Here is a 21881-nt window from a genome sequence, read left to right as displayed (position 1 = left end):
CAGGGGCGTGGCCTCGCAGGGCTCACCACGTGATCAGCGGAGACTGATGCAGCCATGCATCGGCGCGCACCTGATCCAGCACGAATTTTGCGACGTCTGCGCGCGCTATGCTGCCGCCATGGAAGTCCGAAAGATCCGTCAGGGCCCGCACCGAGCCGCGGCCGGGCTTGTTGTTCAGGGCGGAAGGAGGAACCAGGACCCCAGTCCAGCCCGCTGTCTCTGACGATGGCTTCCTGCCGGTTCTTGTCGGCGTACACCTTCTTCAGGAGGAGCGGAAAGATCACATTGTCGGCGAGAAAGCCGCCGTGCCCGGCGCCGTCGCCGGCGCCGATCCCCGTAATGCAAACCAGACGGGAGACATGTTTGGCCTTCACTCGCGCTCACGAGCGCGCGCGTCGCGCTCGAGAGAAGCGTTACCTTGCGGAACGGGCTTACCGGTGTACCCAGCGCACTGACGACGGCGTCACGGCCTTCGAGGGCTTCGAGCAAAACTGTTTCGTCGCGGGCGTCTCCTCGCCCCCGTGATGTCACTCGCCTTTTCGGCGGAACGCACCAGCACGGTGACCTCGTACCCCCGCGCCACCGCCTGGCTGACGATCAGCCGGCCGGTGGCGCCGGTGGCGCCAAGTACCAGTATCTTCGCTGCGCCCTCCGGATTCGCCGGAACGGCGCCGGTCGAAGCGATCATGATCGAATTCCTTGTGAGGATTGGGGCGTGCCGTATCGTCAGGCGGAGGCGGCGATCTCGGAGACGAAGTCGCGATAGGAGCGCAGGGGACGGCGCAGCAGCGCGGTCAGACGCTCGACGTCGCCGGCCTCGGGCACCATTCCCTCGGTGAGGAAACGCTCGCTCATCAGCCGCATGTCGAAGGCCATCCAGCTCGGCATGAACTGCCTGAGATTCTTCTCGAAGCCGGCGGTATCGTCGCCGGGATAGGCGATGGTGCGACCCAGAACCTCCGACCAGACGGCGGCGGCTTTCGCGCCGGTCAGCGTTTCGGGACCGACGAGATTGATGCGGTCGAGCGGCAGCGAGGCTGCGGCTCGCTCTCGACGGATCAGTTCGATGGCGGCGATCTCGCCGATGTCGCGTGCATCGATCATGGCGAGTCCCTTGCTCCCGATGGGCATCGGATAGATGCCGTATCCGGTCACCACGTCCTTGATCGTGACGTCGTTGTTCATGAAGTAAGCGGGGCGCAGGATGGTGGCGTTGAAGCCCATCTGCTCGATCATCCGCTCGACACCGAACTTGCCGGCAAAGTGCGGCACGTTCACGTAGCGATCGCTGTGGATCACCGAGAGGTAGACGACCCGCTCGACGCCGGCCTCGCGGGCCACGTTGAGCGCAATCAGCGCCTGCGTGAATTCATCCGGCACCACTGCGTTGAGCAGGAACAGGGTCGAGACTCCGCTAAACGCGCCGCGGAGCGCGTCGACATCGAGCAGGTCGCCCTGCACGACATTGACGCCTGTCGGGAGGTTTGCCTTTGCAGGATCGCGGGCGAGAGCACGGACATCGGCGCCGCGCTTGACGAGTTGTTCGACGACGTGGCGGCCAATGGTGCCGGTTGCGCCGGTAACGAGGATGGTCATGGGATCACTCCGGGTTGGGTGCAGAAGACACAAGGGAAATTAGTGATCCACATTTGAACCGATAGACGATATATGTAGACTGACCGTCTCACTGGTGGAACGATGGACCTGCTCGCACTCGCCGATTTCAACCTCGTCGCCCGACACGGCGGGTTCGGACGCGCCGCACGGGCCGCCGGGCGCCCGAAAGCCACCCTGTCCCGACGGGTCGCCGAGCTGGAGGCCGCGCTCGACCTGCGCCTGTTCGAGCGCGGCGCGCGCGCCCTGAAACTCACGCAGGAAGGACGCGCCCTTTACGAGCGGACGGGGGCATTGCTCGTCGAGCTCGACGAGGCGGCCGCGGCAATCGCTTCGGGTGGGGACAGGCCGCGGGGTCGCCTGCGGATCAGCGCGCCTTTGCTGTTTTCGCAAACTGCAATGGGGAATCTCGCGGCCGGGTTCGCGCTCAGATATCCGGAGGTCCGTCTTGAGGTCACGACGGAAGATCGCTCCGTGGACATGGTGGAGGAAGGGTATGACCTCGTCATTCGGGTCAATCCGGCTCCGGACGAGAGCCTTGTGGGCCGGATCTTTCTGCGCGACCGGCTAGTGGTCGTGGCGAGCCCGGATTTGAAGCGACCGCGGGACGGTATCGCTGTGCCGGCTGTCATGCGCGGAGCGGGCGACCAGCTAACAACCTGGGAGGTGACGGTGCCAGGCGGACGATCGCGCATCACGGTTGATCCGGTCCTTCGCCTGTCATCGCTCGTCATGGTCCGCGATGCAGTCCGGGCGGGCGTCGGCGCCGCGCGCCTTCCCGTGTCACTGGTCAGTCACGACCTGGCTGCCGGCACGCTGGTGCATTGGGGCAACATCGACGGACCAGAGATCGCGTTGTGGACGCTCTATCCATCGCGGCGGCTCTTGAGCGCGCGCGTATCCGCCTTCCTCGACTTCATGAAAGAAGCCTTTCCGATGGGGACGCCTGACGAGTTGGCGGCCTTCATCGGGCGCTGAGAGGCGGCGCGCGCTGCTCGCGCCTGACCGTCAGGCCGGCTCCTCCGCCTTCGTCCCCAGCGGCTTCGGCGCCATACCGCCGCCCGGCTTGAGGTGGAATTCATAGCTCATCAGGTGCCACTGCCCGTTCGCCCTGGTGCCGTCGGGCATCTCAAGGTCGTTGCGCGGCTCGACCTTGGCCACCAGATCGTCCTTCACACCGAACACCACGTCGGAATCCAGGTATTTGTCGCCATCCATGAAGACGTGGGTGATCAGCGGCTCATAACCCTTTGCATTGACCAGGAAATGGACATGCGCCGGGCGCATCGGGTGGCGGTTGGTCTGCATGATCATCTCGCCGACCGGACCGTCGGTCGGGATAGGGTAGCTGCACGGCAGGATGGTGCGAAAGAAGAACCGGCCGTCGTCATCGGTGATGAAGCGCGCCCGCGCTGAGGCGCCGACCTCGTCATAGTTCGGCTTCTGTGAATCGTAGAAGCCGTCATCGTCGGCATGCCAGACGTCGACGGGGACATTCGCGAGCGGCTTGCCCTTGAGATCGGTGACGCGGCTCTGCACGAACATCCGTTCGCCGGTCTGATTGTTCGGCGAGATGTCGGTGCCGTGCGCGGTCACCTTGTGCTCGCCGACGTAGAACGGGCCGAGCACCGTGGTCTGGGTGGCGCCCTCGCGGTCGCGGTGATTGACTGCGTCGACCAGCATGGAGACGCCGAGCACGTCGGATAGCAGGATGAACTCCTGGCGGGTGTCGGTGCATTTCTGGCCGGTGCGGGTCAGGAAATCGATGGCGTATTCCCACTCCTCGAAGGTGAGACCGGTCTTGCTCACGTAATCGTGCAGCGACTTCACCAATTCCTGGAGCAGGAATTTCGCGCGCGGGTCGGGTGTCTGGTCAAAGCTCCGGACGACGGCTTCGGTGAGCTCGGTCTCGTTGAACTGGGTCATGGTGCGTTTGCCTGCGTTTTCTCGTTGGCCCGTTGGGATCTCTTGGGCTGCTTGGAGGCGTTCCAGGTTGGAGCCTACACTAACCGGCCGCCCGGCGTTAAGCGCGACCAGCTTGGAATGAGCCCGCCATTTCGGCTATCAACGGAGCGACAAAAACTGCCCGGAGGAACAGATGCTCGCGCCCACACCCGCCTCGCCCGAATGCGTCGGCATGTCTAAGACCGCACTGGACCGCGTCGATACGCATCTGAAGAACCGGTACATCGACGCGGGCCGGTTCCCCGGCGCGCATCTCCTCGTCTACCGCCGCGGCAAGGTCGCACACAGCTCGGTTCAGGGCCTTGCCGACGTCGAGCGCAAAGTGCCGGTCAAGGACGACACCATCTACCGCATCTATTCCATGACGAAGCCGCTCACCAGCATCGCCTTCATGATGCTGGTCGAGCAAGGTCTCGTCGCGATCGACGAGCCTGTCGCCAAGTACATTCCGGAATGGAAGGATCTCGGCGTATTCGTCGCCGGCACCTACCCGGCCTTCCTGACCCGGCCGCCGTCCCGGCCGATGCTGATCGTCGACCTCCTGCGCCATACTTCCGGCCTCACCTACGGCTTCCAGCAGCGCTCCAATGTTGATGCCGCCTATCGCGCCGAGAAGATCGGGGAGGTCGAGAAGTCCGGCACGCTCCAGACCATGATCGAGAGCCTTGCAAAGATCCCGCTGGAGTTCTCGCCGGGCGAGGCCTGGAACTACTCGGTCGCGACCGACGTGCTCGGCTATCTCGTCGCCAAGATTTCAGGCATGCCGTTCGAGCAGTTCCTGAAAGCGCGCATCCTCGATCCACTCGGCATGACCGACACCGACTTCCACGTGCCAGCCTCGAAGGCGCATCGTTTCGCGGCCTGCTATTCCGCCGATCCAGGCGGCGGAATGACGTTCCATGCCGGCCAGCGGCGCGAGGGCCTGACGCTCCAGGATGATCCGGCAACCAGCTCGTTCCTGTCGCCGCCCTCCTTCATCTCCGGCGGCGGCGGGCTGTGCTCGACGGTCGCCGATTATCTCACCTTCTGCCGCGCGCTGCTCAACGGTGGCGAGCTCGGCGGCGTCAGGCTGATCGGGCCGAAGACGCTGGCGCTGATGACGAGCAACCACATTCCGGGCGGACGCTTCCTGCCCGAGGTGTCACGCTCGCTGTTTTCGGAAGCTGCCTATAACGGAATCGGCTTCGGCCTTGGCTTTGCCGTGACCATGCGCCCGGCCGACACGCTGATCGCCGGCAGCCCCGGCGAATACAATTGGGGCGGCGCGGCGACGACCTCGTTCTGGATCGACCCCGCCGAAGAGCTGATCACGATCTTCATGACGCAGGTATTGCCCTCGAGCGCCTATCCGATCCGTCGCGAGCTGCGCAGCATGGTCTACGCCGCGATCACCGAGAGCAATCTGTAAGGGATGGAATGGATCCCGCGGCCTTGGCCGCGGGATCGCGCCATCAGACGCTCATTTGAGCATCTCCGGCACGATCAGACGCGGCAAGAACAGCGACACGCTCGGCCAAACGATGAGCGCCGCCAGCACGAGCAGCATCGGAATCAGCATGATCACCGTGTCCTTCAGAGCATAACGCAGCCGCACGCCCGCGATCGAACAGGCGATCATCAGACATAGACCATAGGGCGGCGTCACCAGTCCGAAGGCCAGCGAGACGATGGAGATGATCGCGAACTGGACCGGATGGAGGTCGACGGATTTAGCCAGCGGCTCCAGCACCGTGCCGACGATGATGATCGCCGGGATGGCGTCGAGGAAGCAGCCCACCACCAGGAAGCAGAAGGCGATGAAGAAGCCGGCCCCGACGCTGCCCATGCCCCATGTCGAGACGTTGGCCAGCAGCTCTTGCGGGATCCTGTAATAGGCAAGCAGCCAGCCAAACGCGCTCGCGGTGCCGACGCAAAACAGCGCCACGCCGGAAAGGCGCCCGGTATCGAGCAGGGCCTTGTATAATTCGCGCGGGCCTGTCTCGCGATAGAAGAACGCCGAGAGCGCGACGGAATAGAGCACCGCGACGCAGGCGGACTCGGTTGCAGTGAACCACCCGAGCAGAATGCCGCCGACGATGATGAACGGAGTCATCAGCGCTGGTATCGACCGCCAAATGGCGCATCGCATCTCGACCCAGGTCGCCTTCGGATAGGTCGGGTAGCCGCGGCGCACGGCATAGACGTGCACCGTTGCCATCTGCGCGCCCGCGATCAGCAGGCCCGGCACGATGCCGGCCAGATACATCGCCGCGATCGAGGTCGAGATCAGCCCGCCCCAGACGATCATGAGGATCGACGGCGGGATGATGACAGCCAGCACCGCAGAAACCGCGGTGATGGCGATGGAAAAGGAGAGATCGTAGCCTTCCTTGGTCTGTGCATCGATGAAGATCTTTGATTGGCTCGCCGCGTCGGCGGTGGAGGACCCGGAGATTCCTGCAAAGAACACCGACAGCACGACGTTGATCTGCGCCAGGGATCCCGGCCAGTGCCCGACCAACGATCGCGATAGCGCCACCAGGCGGTCGGTGATGCCGCCGATGCTCATCAGATTCGCCGTCAGCAGGAAAAACGGGACCGCGAGCAGGATGAATGAATTGTACGCGTTGAAGGTCTCCTGCGCGAGCGTCATCAGTGACAGGTGCGGCTCGATCAGCAGGATCGGCACGCAGGCAAGGCCGAGCGCGAAAGCGACCGGCACGCGCACGATGAGCAGGCCGATGAAAACCCCGAACAGCACCATCGCGGCCTGTCCAGCAGAGAGTACATTGCCGCTCATCGCCCCGCCCCAACCAGAACGCGCATTTCATCAATGATCTGTTCGCCTGCAAAGACGATCCACGTCGCGCCGGTCACGGGCCAGGCAATGTGAATCAACCAAAGCGGCAGATCGGCCAATTCCGAAGTTCTGTTCCAGGCGAAGCGGGTAAACTCCATGCCGGCCAATAGGAACACCAGCGCCAATGCCAGCACGCCGAGACGGGCGAGGATCCGCACCGCGGCCTCCGATCGCCGCGACAGATTGGGCCACACGTCGACCTCAAAATGCTGCGCTTCCCGCACACCGACCATGGCCCCGATCATGATCGTCCAGATGAAGAGAAACCGCGCCATCTCCTCCGTCCAGATGTAGGAAGGAATGAAGGGCGTGTAGCGCGAGATGATTTGCAGCGTGACCGGAAGAACCAGGATACCGACGCTGGCGGCCAGCAGGAATTCCAGCAGCTTCCCATAGGCCGCCGTGACGCGACGCCACAACGACGGTGTGGACGGGACGGGCATTTCAGACATTGGGGCTCCCTGCGGCAGTTCATCCGCCTTCCGGGCAAGAAGCGGGGCCTGCCCGGACTAATGTCGGCGGACAGAGCGACCTCAGACGACGTTGATCTTCTCGAAAATGGCTTCGGCACCAATTTCCTTGGCGTAGGTGGCCATCACGGGATCGGCGAGCTTCTTCATGGCGTCGCGCTCCTCGAAGGGAACGCGCTTGAGCTTGCCGGCCTTCTCGAGCGTGTCGAGCTTGACGACCTCTTCGCTCGACTCGAGCTGACGGCCGTAGTCGCCTGCCTCCTTGCCGGCCTTCATGATCGCGTCCTGCAGATCCTTCGGCAAGGTCTTCAGCGTCTTCACCGAGAAGCAGATCGGCCGGATCGACACCGCGTGCTGCGTCAGGCTGAGATGCGGGGCCACTTCATAGAACTTCATCGCTTCGACGCCGGCCGCCTCGTTTTCGCCGGCCGATATCACACCATTCTGAATCGCGTTGTAGATCTCGTTATAGGCGATCACCGTCGGGCTCATGCCGACCGCCGCAAACGTCTTCGACCAGATCGGCGCGCCCTGCACGCGAACCTTGAGACCCCTAAGATCGGCGAGATTCTTGAGCGGCTTGTTGGCGAAGATGTTGCGGATGCCACCGCCGGCATAACCGATCAGAACGACCTCGGCCTTCGCCGCGACCTCGTCGGCGATCGGTGTCAGGATATTGGCCTCGACGACCTTGTTCATGTGCTCGATGCCCTTGAACACGAAGGGCGCATCGATGAATGGGGCCGCCTTGGCGAAGGTCGACATATGGGCCGGCGAGACGATGCCGTAATCGACCGCCTTGCCCTGCGACATATACTCGAAATATTGCTTCTCGAGGCCGAGCGAGGAGTTCTTGTGCAGCGTGAAGTTGACGGGCTTGCCGTAGTACTTCCTCACCAGCTCCTCGAACCGGATCAGCGCCCGGTTGAAGGCATGATCGTCGTTGAACTGGACGGCGCCGTTCAGCGTGATCGGTGCTTGCGCCCTGAGGATCGACGGCATGCCGATCGTAGCCGCCGCAGCGGTCGCACCGATACCAGCGAGAAATGACCTTCGCTTCATCGTCTCCCCTCCCTTTGATGCTCCGCCCCTGTGGCCGGGGCGTGAGCGCGGCCGGCTTACGGCCGGCGTTCGGGGAGCGTATGAAAAACTACGGCGGGACGGAAGTCATTTCGCGTACGTTGTCGCTCCTCTTCGTCGCAGAGCTGCGCCTGCGCGATCTGTTGCACTGCAACTCGCGTTCCTGCTGGCGCAAGGCCGCATGCGCCACTTCCGGCTCTCGTAAAAGCGGAAGGCTTGCGGGCCTGTGCGCTGCACGCAGAGGTCCGCCCGCCTCCCGCGAGAGGCCTAGTGCATGTGGCCAATCAGATAGATGCCGCCGCCGATCACAACGATCGCCGGCACGGCCCAGAGAATAAATACGGGCATCAACACTCTCCCTAATTGGATGTGCAGACCTTGACGGTCTTCATGCTGCTCTCAGCCTCGGTACGCGTCTTGTAGACCGTGCCCGAAGGGCTGACGACGGTCATGGAGGCGTCTGTCGGCTTCTTATCGACGACAGTGCACTTCTTGGTCTTGACGTCCTGGACGACGTAGAACTCGTCGGCCGCGAACGCTGGCATGGAGAAAGCAGCAACCATCAGTGCTGCGGTCGCAATCTTCAGCTTCATGTTTTCCTCCTCCAACTTCCGGGCAGTTTGGCCCGGTCAATTTACAACGGGAAAAAGCGGCAACTTGTTCCCTGGGCTGGGAACCTCGCTCACCCCAAGTTGTTGGTGGCACACTTAATTCTTTTGAGGAGAACGAGATGAAAAAACTGTTCCTGCTGTCCGCTGCGGCGGTCCTGATTTCGACCAGCGCTTTCGCGCAGTCCACTGTGGTGACCACCACCGGAACCGGTCACGCGGCGACAGTTCAGATCGAGCCGCAATACCGGACCAAGATCAAATCCTACATCACCGAGCACCGCGTCCGTCCGCTGACGACGAAGGAAAAGATTGTCGTCGGCGCGACGGTGCCGGGTGACGTCGAGCTTGAGGCCGTTCCGGCGGATTGGGGGCCGTCGCTGACGAAGTACCGCTATGTCTATTTCGGCGATCGCGTGATGCTGGTGGATCCGGGTTCACGCACGGTCGTTCAGGAAATCGATTGATCACGACGTGACCTCCGGCGGCTGTCGCCAGCGGCGGCCGCCCACTTGGAGTTGACCGCATGAAATCGCATCGAGAGGCCCGGATCGCCGGGCTCAGTCTGGCGGCTGTCTACGCCACGTGCCTGCTATTGACCGCGATCGCGATGATCTGACCCCCGCCCCGGCTGCATCCCAAAATCTCCCGGCCTGCTCGCGGATGCGAAAAATCGTGGCGCCGGAGAAGTGCTGCCCTTATGGTCTTGCCAAAACCATAATCTAGCGCCGCTGCGCTGGAATCGGGACGCCCGCGTTTGTCAAAGCTTACCCTGCCGGTCCGACTCGCTCTCCTGGTCGCGGGAACGATGTTGCCGCTGATCATTTTCGCGGTCGGCATCGCCGTCTACAATTACAAGCAGGATCGAACTGACGCGACCAGCCGCGTGCTGGAGAACGTGCGCAGCATGCGCCTTGTGCTGGACTCCGAAGTGCAGCGGATGACCGGCGGCCTGCAGGTCCTGGCGCTGACGAATTCGCTGCGCAACGACGACTTCCAGAACTTCCGCCGCATCGCGCTCGGCTTCCTCGACCAGTATGGCAAGGGCGGTCTCGTGTTGATCTCCGACCGCAAGGGCCGGCTGTTGTTCTCCTCGACGACGGACGACATCGCGAGCCTGCCGCGGCGCGGCAATCTGGAGATCATCGAAAAGGTATTCGCAACCAGGTCGCCGCAATATTCCGACCTGTTCACCGGCGCGATCAACGGGCGGCAGGTGCTCACCGTCGAGGTCCCGGTATTGCGCGATGGCGAGGTGATCTACGATCTCTGCTTCAGCCCGCCGATCAGCATCTTTCAGGAGCTGCTGGAGAAGCAGCGCCCCGACCGGCTTTGGACAGTGGCCCTGCTCGACACCAAGGCCGTCGTATTCGCGCGCGCACCGAACCCTGCCGAGACGGTCGGCAAGCAGGCTTCCGGCGCGCTATACGATGCGATGTCTCGGACGTCGGAGGCAGCCCTTTCGACCGTTTCGCTCGACGGGATCGCGCTCTCCTCAGCTTTTACCAGGTCGCACCTAACCGGTTGGACGGTCGTGGCTGGCGTCGCCGAGAGCTCGTTGATCGCGCCGCTCTGGCACAACATCGCCATCACCAGCCTGATCGGCGGCATCCTGCTGCTGACCGGCCTGACCTTCGCAGTCAGGATGGCGACCACGATTGCGCGCGGTGAGATGCTGCACAATCTGCTGATTGAGGAGCTCAACCACCGGGTCAAGAACACGCTGGCCCTGATGCAGGCGATCGCGGTGCAGACCTTCCGCAGCGCCAGCCGGGACGAGCGGACCAAGTTCGAGGGACGGCTCGGCGCGCTGGCCGAAGCGCACAATCTCTTGAGCCAGGAGAAGTGGGCGGGCTCGGAGCTGAGAGGCGTTATTGCCCGCGCAATTCAGCCGTTCCTGCTCGCCAAGCCCGACCGCATCCGCATGGCCGGCCCGGCTGTGCCGCTGTCGCCGCGGCTCGCCGTGGTGCTGTCGATGATCGTGCACGAGATCGCCACCAACGCCGCGAAATACGGCGCGCTGTCCAACGAGACCGGCCGGGTGACCCTGGACTGGGAGGTCATCGCCGATGCGCCGAAGCCGCGGCTGCGGCTGATCTGGACCGAGATCGGCGGACCGCCGGTGACGGCCCCAGTGCAACGCGGCTTCGGCTCGCGCCTGATCGAGCGCAGCGCGCGCGACCAGCTCGGCGGCGAGGCAACCGTCGACTTCCTGCCGCGCGGCGTCGTCTGCACGGTGACGTGCGCGCTGGATGAGATGCGGTGAACGGAATGAAGGGGCATCGGCGATGAGAATCAACCATGTGCAGATCCTCGAAGCAAAAGCTTTCGCCGCCTGGCGGGCGTCCTCGCTCTGTTGATCAGAGCGTTGCGACCCCTGCTGAGAAGCGCGAAAACGAAAACGCTCGGATCGTACAAACTCCGTAGCGTCTTTGCTTCGTCTCAGCGCCGTCTTCATGTTCACAGAGCTGATGTCAGGCTTTCATCAGTCGGGCGGTTGCCTGACCTGCAGCGAGAAATAGCCAATCTACCCGATCGTCTGCAACGCCGGGAACGTCTCCAGCAGCCAGATGCTCACGTTCGACACCGCGCCGGTGAGGAAGCCGATGCCGGTGATCACCATCAATACGCCCATGGCGCGCTCGACGTTGACGAGCTGGCCCTTCATCCGTGCGAACAGCGCGGAGAACTGCTCGATCATCAGGGCGGCGATCAAGAAGGGAATGCCGAGGCCCGCGGAATAGACAGCGAGCAGGCCCGCGCCCTTGGTGACCGTCGCTTCGGCCGCGGCAATCGACAGGATCGCGGCGAGGATCGGGCCGATGCAGGGCGTCCAGCCGAACGCAAAGGCGAGCCCCATGATGTAGGCGCCCCAGAGCCCGACGGGCTTCGGGATCGGCAGCCGGCCCTCGCGCATCAACAGGCCGATCCGCGTCAGTCCCAGGAAGTGCAGGCCCATGATGATGATGACGATGCCTGCGAGAATCGACAGCTCGGCCGACCAGGCGCGGATCAGGCCTCCGATCAGCGAGGCACTGGCACCGAGCGCCACGAACACGGTCGAGAAGCCAAGCACGAACAGGAGTGCCGACATCATGATCGCGCGCTTGGACGCCGCGGCCGGCTGGTCGCTTTCGACATGCTCGATCGTGGCGCCCGTAAGATAGATCAGATAGGGCGGGACCAAAGGCAGGACGCACGGCGAGAGGAAGCTGACCAGGCCGGCAATCAGCGCCGCCGGAATCGAAACATTTTGCATGATGCAGTCGGAGCCATCTCAGGCCCGGCACGAGGCGCGGGGAACGCGCGCGGACCGGACCGAACCGGCTCTGGTGTAACCGATGGCTAAGAATGCGCAACAGAGGTGCGCGAAATCCAGGGCTCCTCCCGATGCCGCCCCTGATCACAGATGCGGCATCGGGATGCGCTCAAATCTCGCCGAAAAGCGAGACTCGGCGGCGCGGCTACTTCACCACGCGGAGCAGCGGACGCCGGGGCTGGACCTGCGTCTGCTTGGAAGGGGACGGCGGTTCGCTCGCAGCGCTCCGCAGCATTTCGTCGCACAATGCCTTGAGATCGGCATCGTCAATGCCTTTTAGCTTCATCCTGACGTCGAGAATGACAATGGACAGCAGCTCGGCCGACTCGCGGCTGTTGCTCGCATTGAGAACCCTGCGGCACTCCTCGAGCGTTTCCAGCACCGACTGCAAATGTTCGTCTGAATGCGACACCGGCGTTCTTTCCGTTAAATCGGCCTGCGAGACGTGGTTGTGACGACCCCTTCGGCCCCCGTGGAGCGACAAGGATAACATGAGGCCTCTGAGCCTCTGAACACGATTTCAGTGTGTCTCTGCGGTGAAACCGCGGTTCCCGCCAACATCGTCCCACGACGCCACCGGCAACCATCGGAGCGATCCGGGACCAAACGTCTGGTGTGCAGCGATTGATCCATCCGGGACGATGGCAACGGCTCGCGCGCATGAACGTCCATTGCGGACAGCTCCGACAATCCCGCAGCCATCTCAAGGCTCGCAACGGAACTCACGCAATGACCCCTCAAACGAGCAACAGTCTGCCCGATTCCAACCCCGGCAGCACTCAAATACCGCTCGCGCCGCAGTAAGGATGACGTTCAAAACTCATCACCCCGCAACCCGCCGTGGTTGTAGTTTGCGCCAGATTCTGCCAGTTTAGCAAACCGAAGGGAATTGTATGCACTCCTTGGCGGAAAGGGGCGTTCCGCTGGAAGAACGCCCAAAAACAAATATCAGCGGCCTCTCCGATTGGGACGCGGCCCGCATATTCCTGGAAGTCGTCCGATGTGGAAGTTTCCGCTCGGCGGCCGAACGCCTGTCGCTGTCGATCAACGCCGTCCGTCGCCGGATCGATGATTTCGAGCGTCAGACCGGCACCACCCTGTTCACCCGCGACGTCCACGGCACCCATCTGACCGACGAAGGTGCGACGGTGGTCTCCGCCGTCGAGCGCATGGAGGCGGCGGCCTTCGACGTGCTGCGGACCAGCGATTCGACGGCCAATGCCCTGTCCGGCGAAGTCCGCGTCGCCGTCACCGAGGGACTAGGGACGTTCTGGCTCGCACCGCGGCTGGTTGAATTCCAGCAAGCCTATCCGAAGATCCTGGTCGACCTGCATTGCGCGATGCGTTCGGCCGACGTCTCCCGCCACGAGGCCGACGTCGCCATCCATCTGTCGCGTCCCTCGGCCCTCGACGTCAAGCTGGTGCGGCTCGGCCGTATGCATCTGATGTTCTGGGCCTCGGAGAAATACATCGCAAAACATGGCGCGCCGCGCTCGGCAGCCGAATTGATCAAGCACCGCTTGGTGCTCCAATTCGCCGACCAGCTCGCCGCCAAGGAATCTTTCGAGAGTTTCTTCCCGGGCGTGTCGGAGCGTGACCTTCTGGTCATGAAGACCAACGTCTCGAGCGCTAACTACTGGGCGGTCGCGAATGGCGCCGGAATCGGCGTATTTCCGAGCTACGCCATTGCGCTTGGCGGGAAGTTGATTCCACTGGAGGTCGAGCTGAACCGACCGCTGGACATCTGGCTGTCCTACCATCCCGGTAGCGGCCGGATTCCGCGCGTGCGGCACATGATTGACTGGCTGATCGAGGCTTTCAATCCGGCTCGCTTCCCGTGGTTTAAGGAAGAGTTCGTGCATCCGCATGAATTCAACGACTCGTATATGGGCGAACCCCTGACCCAGCTCTTCGGGGGATTTTCAACCGAAGAACAACGGTGAGAAGTATGAAAACAGCGGCGAAGAGAATGAAGCAGCGCAGTGCCGGCAAGCCGGACATTGAGCTTGGCAAGCGGATCCGTCTGCGGCGCGTCGAGATGAAGATCTCGCAGGCCGAGCTCGGCGAGAAGCTTGGCGTCAGCTTCCAGCAGGTCCAGAAATACGAGAAGGGCGTCAATCGCGTCGGTGCGGCGCGGCTTCAGCAGATCGCCACCGCCCTCGACGTGCCTGTGACCTTCTTCTATGACGGCGACAACAAGGCGCGCGAAGTGGAGAGCCTGCTCTTCCTCGACAGCGCCTTCAGCCTCCGGCTGCTGCGCGCCTACAGCAAGATCAAGGACCAGACGGTGCAGCGTCAGCTCGTCTCGCTGATGGAATCGATCGCAGCGAACGAAGCCTGATTCGATCGACGCTCTGGCCTCAACGGCCGATGTTCAATCCGTCGCGTCACGGGGCGCGGCCGGATTGAACGAGCGGATTGGCTGTATCTGAGCCCGCGCGGGGTGCGCGCGGCCTTCTCGGGGCGGCATGACCGCTCCTTTTTCATGCAATTACTGCCACTCGCCCGCGGGTTTTGCTGCCCCCTCGCCGCGCCATGCGATCGCAGCACAGGCGGATGCAATACACCTCGCCCTACCCGGTTGACCGCGGCGGCGCCCGCGCCGCACATTGCCTCGCCAACGACAGCGAGCGCGCGATGTCCGACATGACCGACACGACAGAAACCGCTTACGCCGACCGCAAGATCCTCAAGCACACGACCGGCGGCGTCGGCGTGATCACCTTCAACAATCCCGACAAACGCAACGCGATGTCGCTGGAGATGTGGGAGGGATTTGGCGAGGCGCTGACCAGCCTGCGCGACGACGAGACCGTGCGCGTCGTGATCCTCCGCGGTGCCGGCGGCAAGGCGTTCGTGTCGGGCGCGGACATCAGCCAGTTCGAGAAGACGCGGCACAACGCGGCGGCGTCCGAGGAGTACGCCAAGCGCAGCGCCGCCCAGCGCGCGCTGCTCGCTGATTATCCCAAGCCGACCATCGCCTGCATCCAGGGTTTTTGCCTCGGCGGCGGCATGCAGGTCGCGATGCTTGCCGACATCCGCATCGCCTCGCACGACAGCCAGTTCGGCATTCCCGCGGCCAGGCTCGGCATCGCCTATGGCTATGAAGGCTTGCGGCACCTGGTGTCGCTGGTCGGCCCGTCCTGGGCGCGCCTGTTGATGTACACGAGCATGCGCATCGATTCCTCCGAGGCGCTGCGCATCGGCCTCGTCGAGCGCGTGATCCCCGACGATCAACTCTGGGGCGAGACCATGGGAATCGCGCAGACCATTTCCGAAAACGCGCCGCTCGCAATCAAGGCCGCCAAGATCACCATCGCGCAAGTTCTGAAGGACGAGAGCCAGCGCGACATGGACACGATCAAGACGATCGGTAACGCCTGCATGGACTCCCAGGATTTTCGTGAGGGCCGGCAGGCCTTCATGGAAAAGCGCAGGCCCAAGTTCCAGGGGCGCTGAAGCTGAACCGACGTTCAGGAAGATTAAATTCCTCGCGCTTTTCAATGCATCAGCAACCAGTTGATCTGTCGAAAGTTCTCCCGCCACCAATGAGGGAGATTGCGATGACACTCAAATTTGCTGTGCTTGGTCTGGCTGCCTTGGGCGGTGCGGCGCTCGCCTCGGGCCCCGCGCTCGCGGCAATGCCGAACGGCATTCCGCAGGCGGACAAGATTGCGAGCGGCCCGGCCGCTGAAGTCGAACAGGTGCGCTGGGTCTGTAACCCCTGGGGCCGCTGCTGGTGGCGTCCGAACTATTACCGCGCCTACGGTTTTTACGGCGGTCCGCGCTTCTACGGTCCGCGTCCGTGGGGCTGGCGTCACCACCACTGGCGCCGCTGGTGAACGACAAAGGGGCCCCAAGGGGGCCCTTTCTTTGGCTACAGCGCCGCGAGCACCGCTTTCGTAATGTCCGCCGTGCCGTTGCTGCCGCCGAACTCCATCGGCTTGATGCCGCCGGCATAGACCTGGTCCACCGCACGCTCGATCGTCTCGCCGGCCTCAGCCGCGCTCTCGATGCCGTGCTTGTCGGCGAGCCAGTCCAGCATCATCGCCGCCGACAGGATCATGCCGGTGGGATTGGCCTTGCCCTGCCCCATAATGTCGGGCGCGGTACCGTGGCAGGGCTGGAACACCGCGTACTTGTCGCCGATATCGGCCGACGGCGCCATGCCGAGGCCGCCGATCAGGCTCGCGGTGATGTCGGAGACGATGTCGCCGAACATGTTCTCCATCACCATCACGTCGAAATCCCAGGGACGCTTCACCAGCATCGCCGAGCAGGCATCGACATAGAGCCGGTCGGTCTTCACCTCCGGATGCGTCTTGGCGATCTCGTCGAAGATGCCGCGGAAGAAGGCAAAAGCCTTAAACACGTTCGCCTTGTCGACGCAGGTGAGTGCACCGGGCTTGCCGCGCGCCCTGCGCCGCTCGGCAAGGCGAAACGAAAACTCGAACAGTCGCTCGGACGTCTTGCGCGTGATCACCATGGTCTCGCGCGCGTCCTCATGGGTGACGATGCCCTTGCCCATCGAGGCGAACAGGCCTTCGGTCGACTCCCTGATCACGACGAGATCGATGCCGCGTTGCTCGGCGCCGACGATCGGGCTCGGCACGCCCGGAATGAGCCGCGCCGGACGCACGCCGGCATAGAGATCGAAGATGAAGCGCAGCTCGATCTGCGGCGCAATCTCGGTGTTGTCGGGGTAGCGCACCGACGGCAGCCCGCAGGCACCGAGCAGGATCGCGTCCGCCTCCTCGCACAGCTTGATCGTGGTGTCGGGCATCGACTTTCCGGTCGCGAGATAATTGTTGGCGCCGGCCGGGGCCTCCGTGAAGCGGAAGCTCAAATCCGATTTCTGCTCGATCCTGCGCAGCACCTCGATCGCCGGCGCCATGACTTCGGGTCCGATGCCGTCACCGGCCAGCACGGCAATGTGGAAGGCGTTATTTGCGGACATGGACGTTCCTGATCCAGGGATGTCATTCCGGGGCGGTCCGCAGGACCGAACCTGGAATCTCGAGGTTCCGGGTTCGATGCTTTGCATCGCCCCGGAACGACGATGTGAAACTACGGCGTCAGCACGGTGCGCCCGACCACCGCGCCCTGCTGCAATTGCACCAGCGCGTCGTTGGCCCTGGCGAGCGGCAGCGGCGTCACCGGGATCGGTGGCACTTTCTTCGTTCGCACCAGATCGAGCAATTCCTGCGTCTCGCGCAAATTGCCGACATAGCTGCCCTGGATCGTCACGGCCTTGATCGGAATCAGCGGCAGCGCCCAGGTCGCGCCGCCGCCGAACAGGCCGACGATGACGAGCTTGCCGCCCTTGGTCAGGCAGTCGAAGCCGAGCTGCGTCGTCGCGGCGTTGCCGACGAGGTCGATCACGGCGCGGATCGGACCGCCCGCCTTCTTGGCGAGTTGCTCCAGCGCATCCGACGCCTTGGGATCGACGGTCGCGAGCGCACCGGCCTTTTCCGCCGCCTCGCGCTTCTTCGCATCGATGTCGATCATGATCGCACCCTTGCCGTCCATCGCTTTCAAGAGCGACAGCGCCATCAGGCCAAGGCCGCCGGCGCCGAACATCACGATCGGCGTGTCGAAATGCTGCTCGACCTTCTTCAGCGCGCTGTAGGTGGTGACGCCCGAGCAGGCGTAGGGGGCGGTTGTCGCGGGATCGAGCCCCCGGAGATTGAGCAGATAGCGCGGATGCGGCACCAGCATGTGATCGGCATAACCGCCATCGCAATAGACGCCGAGCGAGCGCGGCGTCAGGCACATGTTCTCGTCGCCGCCGAGGCAGGTGGCGCATTTGCCGCAACCAATCCAGGGATAGACCAGGCCGACATCGCCGAGCTTGAGGTCGCCCTGGTCGGTCGGCTTCACGTCGGGACCGAACGCCAAAATTTCGCCGACCGTCTCGTGGCCCATCGTCAGCGGCAAATTGATGCCACGGTCCTTCAGCGACAGCGGCTTACGACCGTGACCGAGATCGTAGCCGCCCTCCCAGATGTGGAGGTCGCTGTGGCAGACGCCGGCCGCCTTGACCTTGATCAGAACCTGGGTACCCGACGGCTGCGGCGTGGGCTCGTCGACCTCCTGCAGCGGCGCCTTGAAATCGGCGACCTTGAAGCTCTTCATCGACATCCTCCCGGCATGTTCTTGTTGTCGCGCCACCATGCCATGGCCGACGCGACGAGACAAACCCCGAAGTCGTCTTAGTTTAGGCCCGCGGATGATGGCAAGCCGCGAACTGGCCGATTGCGACCTCGCGCAACTCCGGTATCTGCGCGCTGCATTGCTGATCGGCGCGCGGACAGCGGGTGCGGAAGCGGCAGCCGGACGGCGGCGCAATCGGCGATGGCGGCTCGCCGGTCGCCACACTCTCGGCGGGACGCACGTCCGGATCCGGCACCGGGATCGCCCGCAACAGCAGGTCCGTGTAGGGATGCGCAGGCCTTGCGAACAATTGCTCCGACGGCCCGACCTCGCAGAGCCGGCCGAGATACATCACCGCGACACGGTCGCTGACCGCTTTGACCACCGCGAGATCATGCGCGATGAACAGCAGCGTCAGGCCGAAGCGCGCTTTCATCTCCTCCAGCAGATTGAGAATCTGCGCGCGGATGGAGACGTCGAGCGCCGAGACGGGCTCGTCACAGACGATGAACTCAGGATTGAGCACCAGCGACCGCGCGATGCAGATGCGCTGGCACTGCCCGCCGGAGAATTCATGCGGCAAACGGCCCGCCACGATATCGGGATCGAGCCCGACCGCGACGAGCACCTCGTGAACGCGCCGCTTGCGCTCGGCAGCATCCTTGACGCCGGCGATGATCAGCGGCTCGGCGACGATGTCGCCGATACGCCGGCGCGGGTTGAGCGAGGCGATCGGATCCTGGAAGATCAGCTGCACGCGGCGGCGCATCTTGCGCAGCGCCTCGCCCTCCATCGCCGTCAGATCCTGGCCGTCGAACATCACGCGCCCGGACCTGGCGCGACGCAATTGCAGGACCGCACGCCCCAGCGTCGACTTGCCGCAGCCGGATTCACCGACCAGCCCCAGCGTCTCGCCGCGCGCGACCTCGAAGCTGACACCGGAGACGGCATGCACCGTCTTGTTGCCGAGACCATATTCGACGACGAGATTGTCGACGTTCAGCAGCGGCTCGGGGCGCACGGCAAGCTGCATCATGCGCCGATCCCCTCGGCCATCCGGATCGGATAGAAGCAGGCATAGAGATGCTCCGGCATCTCCGCGCCCTTCAGTTCGGGCTTGGCCTCGTGACAGCGCCCCGCGGCATAGCGGCAGCGCGGCGCAAAGGAGCAGCCACGCAGCGGCCGTGTCGGGTCCGGCGGACGGCCGGAGATCGCAGGCAGCAGCGTATGCGGCGCGGTGTCCAACTTCGGAATCGCCGCCAGCAGCGCCTCGGTGTAGGGCATATGCATGCGCTTGAACAGCGCCGACGTCGGTGCGCGCTCCACCACCCTGCCCGCATACATCACGGCGACCTCGTCGGCCCGGCCGGCGACCACGCCGAGATCATGGGTGATGATGATCATCGCCATGTGACGGCGGCGCTGCTCGCGCGCCAGGAGATCGAGAATCTGCGCCTGGATGGTCACGTCGAGTGCCGTGGTGGGCTCGTCCGCGATCAGCAGCTTCGGTTCGCAGGACAGCGCGATCGCGATCGCGATGCGCTGGCGCATGCCGCCGGAGCATTGATGCGGGTATTGCGCGAGCCGCTGCTCCGGTGCCGGAATGCCAACGGCCGCCAGCAGCTCAATGCTGCGCTTCCGTGCCGCCGCGGCATCCAGCTCGAGATGCTCCTGGATCGTCTCCATCAGCTGGGTGCCGATGGTGAGCACCGGATTGAGCGAGGTCATCGGATCCTGGAACACGACCGCCAGATCGCGCCCACGCAAGCGCCGCAGCCGTTCCGCATCGAGCCGCACCAGATCCTCGCCGTCGAATATCACCCGGCCGGTGAGCTTCGCCTTCTTCGGCAGCAGCTGGAGCACCGCGCGCGACAGCATGGTCTTGCCGCAGCCAGACTCACCGACGATGCCGAGCGTGCGGCCGGCCGCCAGCGACAGGTCGACGTGATCCACAGCACGCAGATTGCCGCGCGGTGTCGGCAGCTCGACCGCGACGTGCTCGATGCTCAGGAGCGGCGCGCTCACAATGCCCCCTGACGCGGGTCGGTCAGCGCCCGCAAGGTATCGCCGACAAGGTTGAAGGCCAGGACGGTCAGGAACAGCGCCGCCGCCGGCAGGAAGGCGAGCCGCGGCGCGATGTCGAGACTGTCGCGTCCTTCGCCGATCATGCTGCCCCAGCTCGCCATCGGCGGCGGCACGCCGAGACCGAGGAAGGACAGCGCGCCCTCGACCACGATGGTGACGGCGACACCGAGCAGGAAGAAGGCGAGCAGCGGCAGGATCACGTTCGGCAGCAGCTCGCGCAAGATGATGCGGGCATGGCTGGCGCCGAGCGCCTCTGCTGCAATCACGAATTCCCGCCGCGCCAGCGTCAGCGTTGCCGCGCGTGCCACCCGCATGAAGGCGGGAATGCCGAGCACGCCGAGGATCAAGGTGAGATTGGGGACGGATTGGCCGAGATAGGCGGTCACGGCCAGCGCGAAGATCAGCGGCGGAAAGGCCAGCAACACGTCCATGCTGCCGACCACCAGCATCTCGAACCGGCCGCGGAAATAGCCGGCGAGCAGGCCGAGCGCGCCGCCGAAAACGAGACTGATCATCGGCGCGATCAGCCCGACTGTCAGCGACACCCGCGCGCCAAAGATCAGGCGAGCGAACTCGTCGCGGCCGAGCCCGTCGGTGCCGAGCCAGTGCTCTCCGGAGAACGCCGCGCGGCGCTCCAGCATGTCCATGTCGGTCGGGTTCTGCAGCGGCAGCACCGGCGCGAGGATCGCGAGCGCAAGAACGATCGCGAGCCAGCCGCTCGCGAGCCAAAACAGCAGGCCGAACTTATGCCTGCCGCGAGCGGGCGCGGACGTCGCATCCCCCTGCATCGAGAGCTCAAGCGTGGCCATGGCGAATCCTGGGGTCGAGCACGGCGTAGAGCATGTCGACGATGAAGTTCACGAGCACGAAGCCGCAGGCGACCAGCAGCACCACGCCCTGGAGAATGACAAGATCGCGGGTATAGATCGCGCCGACCAGCAGCCGGCCGATGCCAGGCAGCGCAAAGATCGATTCCACGATCAGCGTGCCGCCGAGCAAGCGGCCGATATTGATCCCGGTCACCGTCACCAGCGTCAGCGACGACGGCTTGAGCGCATGCACGAACAGAATGCGCGCTGGCTTGAGGCCCTTGGCCTTGGCCAACGCGATATAGTCCTCCTGCAAGGTCGCGATCATGTCGGAGCGCAGCACGCGCATGATGCCCGGCCATTCCGCCAGCGCCAGCGTCAGCGCGGGCAGCACGAAGAAGCGCAGATTGGCCAGCGGCGCCTCCGTGAACGGCACATAGCCGGTCGCCGGCAGCCAGTGCAGCTCGACCGCGAACAGATAGATCAGGAGGATCGCGGTCAGGAAGGACGGCATCGACAGCATGGCAAAGGCGCTGCCGGTCATGAAGCGGTCGAAGGCGCCGCCGGCGCGCGCGGCACAGGCGATCGCGAGCGGCACGCCGATCAGGAGCCCGATGAACTCCGCCATCAGCATCAGCTGGAGCGAGACCGGGATGCGCTCGGCCACCGCCTGGAGCACCGTCTGTCCGGTGCGGAAGGAGCGGCCGAGATCGCCCTGCAACACATGACCGAGCCAGCTCAGGTAACGCCACCACAGCGGCTGGTCGAGCCCCATGTCACGGCGCAGCGCCGCAACGTTCTCCGGCGTCGCCTGGTCGCCGAGGATGACCAAAGCGAGATCGCCCGGCAGCAGCGATGCGATCAGGAAGGTCAGCAACGAGACGGCCAGCAGAACCGGCAGGATGGCAAGGAGCCGCCGAACGACGAAGTTCAGCATCG

22 protein-coding genes and 1 pseudogene are annotated in these 21881 nt (G+C 64.1%); 8 read left to right on the top strand and 15 right to left on the bottom strand.

The features are described from left to right. Positions 1-22 precede the first annotated feature (22 nt). Both IVA92_RS28120 and IVA92_RS28115 read right to left on the bottom strand, forming a co-directional pair. Positions 23-688, bottom strand: a pseudogene (locus tag IVA92_RS28120) (SDR family oxidoreductase). A gap of 38 nt (positions 689-726) precedes the next feature. Continuing rightward, positions 727-1596: an NmrA/HSCARG family protein gene (locus tag IVA92_RS28115; protein ID WP_247279291.1), complete on the bottom strand. Its 870-nt coding sequence runs from the start codon at positions 1594-1596 to the stop codon at positions 727-729. A gap of 102 nt (positions 1597-1698) precedes the next feature. Between IVA92_RS28115 and IVA92_RS28110 the strand changes: the two genes are divergently transcribed. Beyond that, positions 1699-2592, top strand: a complete 894-nt coding sequence (locus IVA92_RS28110) for a LysR family transcriptional regulator (RefSeq protein WP_247279290.1) — start codon at positions 1699-1701, stop codon at positions 2590-2592. A gap of 30 nt (positions 2593-2622) precedes the next feature. Here the strand turns inward: IVA92_RS28110 and IVA92_RS28105 are convergent, their stop codons facing one another. Next, positions 2623-3540 (bottom strand): intradiol ring-cleavage dioxygenase, encoded by a 918-nt coding sequence (locus IVA92_RS28105; protein WP_247279289.1) that lies wholly within the window; start codon positions 3538-3540, stop codon positions 2623-2625. Between the two features lie 172 nt (positions 3541-3712). On the opposite strand from IVA92_RS28105, the gene IVA92_RS28100 reads away from it, so the two are divergent. Then, positions 3713-4987, top strand: coding sequence for a serine hydrolase domain-containing protein (locus IVA92_RS28100; RefSeq protein ID WP_247279288.1), 1275 nt, complete (start codon positions 3713-3715; stop codon positions 4985-4987). A gap of 51 nt (positions 4988-5038) precedes the next feature. Here the strand turns inward: IVA92_RS28100 and IVA92_RS28095 are convergent, their stop codons facing one another. The 4 genes from IVA92_RS28095 to IVA92_RS28080 form a co-directional block, all read right to left on the bottom strand. Further along, positions 5039-6358 carry a TRAP transporter large permease gene (locus IVA92_RS28095; protein ID WP_247279287.1) on the bottom strand — a complete coding sequence of 440 codons (1320 nt, stop codon included), beginning with the start codon at positions 6356-6358 and terminating at the stop codon, positions 5039-5041. After that, positions 6355-6870 (bottom strand): TRAP transporter small permease, encoded by a 516-nt coding sequence (locus IVA92_RS28090; RefSeq protein WP_247279286.1) that lies wholly within the window; start codon positions 6868-6870, stop codon positions 6355-6357. The genes IVA92_RS28095 and IVA92_RS28090 overlap by 4 nt, the downstream gene beginning before the upstream one ends. Positions 6871-6951: 81 nt before the next feature. After that, the gene (locus IVA92_RS28085) at positions 6952-7950 is read right to left on the bottom strand and encodes a TRAP transporter substrate-binding protein (RefSeq protein WP_247279285.1); all 999 of its coding nucleotides are present in this window, start codon (positions 7948-7950) and stop codon (positions 6952-6954) included. Positions 7951-8327: 377 nt separating this feature from the next. After that, positions 8328-8561, bottom strand: a complete 234-nt coding sequence (locus IVA92_RS28080) for a hypothetical protein (protein WP_247279284.1) — start codon at positions 8559-8561, stop codon at positions 8328-8330. Between the two features lie 137 nt (positions 8562-8698). On the opposite strand from IVA92_RS28080, the gene IVA92_RS28075 reads away from it, so the two are divergent. Both IVA92_RS28075 and IVA92_RS28070 read left to right on the top strand, forming a co-directional pair. Continuing rightward, positions 8699-9043, top strand: a complete 345-nt coding sequence (locus IVA92_RS28075; RefSeq protein WP_247279283.1) for a DUF1236 domain-containing protein — start codon at positions 8699-8701, stop codon at positions 9041-9043. A gap of 341 nt (positions 9044-9384) precedes the next feature. Then, positions 9385-10842 (top strand): sensor histidine kinase, encoded by a 1458-nt coding sequence (locus IVA92_RS28070; RefSeq protein ID WP_247279337.1) that lies wholly within the window; start codon positions 9385-9387, stop codon positions 10840-10842. Positions 10843-11103: 261 nt separating this feature from the next. Here IVA92_RS28070 and IVA92_RS28065 read toward each other — a convergent pair whose 3' ends face one another. Further along, complete coding sequence (locus IVA92_RS28065) at positions 11104-11835, bottom strand: cytochrome c biogenesis protein CcdA (RefSeq protein ID WP_247279282.1); 732 nt, start codon at positions 11833-11835, stop codon at positions 11104-11106. A 205-nt stretch (positions 11836-12040) separates the two neighbouring features. Beyond that, complete coding sequence (locus IVA92_RS28060) at positions 12041-12307, bottom strand: hypothetical protein (protein WP_346015484.1); 267 nt, start codon at positions 12305-12307, stop codon at positions 12041-12043. Between the two features lie 481 nt (positions 12308-12788). On the opposite strand from IVA92_RS28060, the gene IVA92_RS28055 reads away from it, so the two are divergent. The 4 genes from IVA92_RS28055 to IVA92_RS28040 all read left to right on the top strand — a co-directional run bounded on the left by IVA92_RS28055 (position 12789) and on the right by IVA92_RS28040 (position 15737). Next, a complete protein-coding gene (locus IVA92_RS28055; RefSeq protein WP_247279281.1) occupies positions 12789-13838 on the top strand; it encodes a LysR family transcriptional regulator in 1050 nt (349 codons plus the stop codon). A gap of 26 nt (positions 13839-13864) precedes the next feature. Next, positions 13865-14236, top strand: coding sequence for a helix-turn-helix transcriptional regulator (locus IVA92_RS28050; protein WP_014497036.1), 372 nt, complete (start codon positions 13865-13867; stop codon positions 14234-14236). A 296-nt stretch (positions 14237-14532) separates the two neighbouring features. Further along, on the top strand, positions 14533-15354 hold the full coding sequence (locus IVA92_RS28045) for an enoyl-CoA hydratase (RefSeq protein ID WP_247279335.1): 822 nt from the start codon (positions 14533-14535) through the stop codon (positions 15352-15354). Positions 15355-15458: 104 nt separating this feature from the next. Next, positions 15459-15737 (top strand): hypothetical protein, encoded by a 279-nt coding sequence (locus IVA92_RS28040; RefSeq protein ID WP_247279280.1) that lies wholly within the window; start codon positions 15459-15461, stop codon positions 15735-15737. 35 nt (positions 15738-15772) lie between these two features. Here the strand turns inward: IVA92_RS28040 and IVA92_RS28035 are convergent, their stop codons facing one another. The 6 genes from IVA92_RS28035 to IVA92_RS28010 form a co-directional block, all read right to left on the bottom strand. After that, positions 15773-16852, bottom strand: a complete 1080-nt coding sequence (locus tag IVA92_RS28035) for an isocitrate/isopropylmalate dehydrogenase family protein (RefSeq protein WP_247279279.1) — start codon at positions 16850-16852, stop codon at positions 15773-15775. Between the two features lie 110 nt (positions 16853-16962). Further along, positions 16963-18030, bottom strand: coding sequence for an alcohol dehydrogenase (locus tag IVA92_RS28030; RefSeq protein WP_247279278.1), 1068 nt, complete (start codon positions 18028-18030; stop codon positions 16963-16965). Between the two features lie 82 nt (positions 18031-18112). Then, positions 18113-19084, bottom strand: coding sequence for an oligopeptide/dipeptide ABC transporter ATP-binding protein (locus IVA92_RS28025; RefSeq protein WP_247279277.1), 972 nt, complete (start codon positions 19082-19084; stop codon positions 18113-18115). Next, positions 19081-20073, bottom strand: coding sequence for an ABC transporter ATP-binding protein (locus IVA92_RS28020; protein ID WP_247279276.1), 993 nt, complete (start codon positions 20071-20073; stop codon positions 19081-19083). Before IVA92_RS28020 ends, IVA92_RS28025 begins: the two co-directional genes overlap by 4 nt. Beyond that, positions 20070-20942, bottom strand: a complete 873-nt coding sequence (locus tag IVA92_RS28015; RefSeq protein ID WP_247279275.1) for an ABC transporter permease — start codon at positions 20940-20942, stop codon at positions 20070-20072. Before IVA92_RS28015 ends, IVA92_RS28020 begins: the two co-directional genes overlap by 4 nt. Then, on the bottom strand, positions 20929-21879 hold the full coding sequence (locus tag IVA92_RS28010; protein ID WP_247279274.1) for an ABC transporter permease: 951 nt from the start codon (positions 21877-21879) through the stop codon (positions 20929-20931). The genes IVA92_RS28015 and IVA92_RS28010 overlap by 14 nt, the downstream gene beginning before the upstream one ends. Between the last annotated feature and the right edge of the window lie 2 nt (positions 21880-21881).

This window comes from Bradyrhizobium sp. 154, from assembly GCF_023073875.1.
In the GTDB taxonomy this organism is placed as follows: domain Bacteria; phylum Pseudomonadota; class Alphaproteobacteria; order Rhizobiales; family Xanthobacteraceae; genus Bradyrhizobium.
This window is presented reverse-complemented; position numbering and strand designations above follow the sequence as displayed.

What these genes read in the sequence shown, in the direction of transcription:
- IVA92_RS28115 (WP_247279291.1), bottom strand. Translation starts at nt 1,596, where the DNA reads ATGACCATCCTCGTTACCGGCGCAACCGGCACCATTGGCCGCCACGTC.
- IVA92_RS28110 (WP_247279290.1), top strand. Translation starts at nt 1,699, where the DNA reads ATGGACCTGCTCGCACTCGCCGATTTCAACCTCGTCGCCCGACACGGC.
- IVA92_RS28105 (WP_247279289.1), bottom strand. Translation starts at nt 3,540, where the DNA reads ATGACCCAGTTCAACGAGACCGAGCTCACCGAAGCCGTCGTCCGGAGC.
- IVA92_RS28100 (WP_247279288.1), top strand. Translation starts at nt 3,713, where the DNA reads ATGCTCGCGCCCACACCCGCCTCGCCCGAATGCGTCGGCATGTCTAAG.
- IVA92_RS28095 (WP_247279287.1), bottom strand. Translation starts at nt 6,358, where the DNA reads ATGAGCGGCAATGTACTCTCTGCTGGACAGGCCGCGATGGTGCTGTTC.
- IVA92_RS28090 (WP_247279286.1), bottom strand. Translation starts at nt 6,870, where the DNA reads ATGTCTGAAATGCCCGTCCCGTCCACACCGTCGTTGTGGCGTCGCGTC.
- IVA92_RS28085 (WP_247279285.1), bottom strand. Translation starts at nt 7,950, where the DNA reads ATGAAGCGAAGGTCATTTCTCGCTGGTATCGGTGCGACCGCTGCGGCG.
- IVA92_RS28080 (WP_247279284.1), bottom strand. Translation starts at nt 8,561, where the DNA reads ATGAAGCTGAAGATTGCGACCGCAGCACTGATGGTTGCTGCTTTCTCC.
- IVA92_RS28075 (WP_247279283.1), top strand. Translation starts at nt 8,699, where the DNA reads ATGAAAAAACTGTTCCTGCTGTCCGCTGCGGCGGTCCTGATTTCGACC.
- IVA92_RS28070 (WP_247279337.1), top strand. Translation starts at nt 9,385, where the DNA reads ATGTTGCCGCTGATCATTTTCGCGGTCGGCATCGCCGTCTACAATTAC.
- IVA92_RS28065 (WP_247279282.1), bottom strand. Translation starts at nt 11,835, where the DNA reads ATGCAAAATGTTTCGATTCCGGCGGCGCTGATTGCCGGCCTGGTCAGC.
- IVA92_RS28055 (WP_247279281.1), top strand. Translation starts at nt 12,789, where the DNA reads ATGCACTCCTTGGCGGAAAGGGGCGTTCCGCTGGAAGAACGCCCAAAA.
- IVA92_RS28050 (WP_014497036.1), top strand. Translation starts at nt 13,865, where the DNA reads ATGAAGCAGCGCAGTGCCGGCAAGCCGGACATTGAGCTTGGCAAGCGG.
- IVA92_RS28045 (WP_247279335.1), top strand. Translation starts at nt 14,533, where the DNA reads ATGTCCGACATGACCGACACGACAGAAACCGCTTACGCCGACCGCAAG.
- IVA92_RS28040 (WP_247279280.1), top strand. Translation starts at nt 15,459, where the DNA reads ATGACACTCAAATTTGCTGTGCTTGGTCTGGCTGCCTTGGGCGGTGCG.
- IVA92_RS28035 (WP_247279279.1), bottom strand. Translation starts at nt 16,852, where the DNA reads ATGTCCGCAAATAACGCCTTCCACATTGCCGTGCTGGCCGGTGACGGC.
- IVA92_RS28030 (WP_247279278.1), bottom strand. Translation starts at nt 18,030, where the DNA reads ATGAAGAGCTTCAAGGTCGCCGATTTCAAGGCGCCGCTGCAGGAGGTC.
- IVA92_RS28025 (WP_247279277.1), bottom strand. Translation starts at nt 19,084, where the DNA reads ATGATGCAGCTTGCCGTGCGCCCCGAGCCGCTGCTGAACGTCGACAAT.
- IVA92_RS28015 (WP_247279275.1), bottom strand. Translation starts at nt 20,942, where the DNA reads ATGGCCACGCTTGAGCTCTCGATGCAGGGGGATGCGACGTCCGCGCCC.
- IVA92_RS28010 (WP_247279274.1), bottom strand. Translation starts at nt 21,879, where the DNA reads ATGCTGAACTTCGTCGTTCGGCGGCTCCTTGCCATCCTGCCGGTTCTG.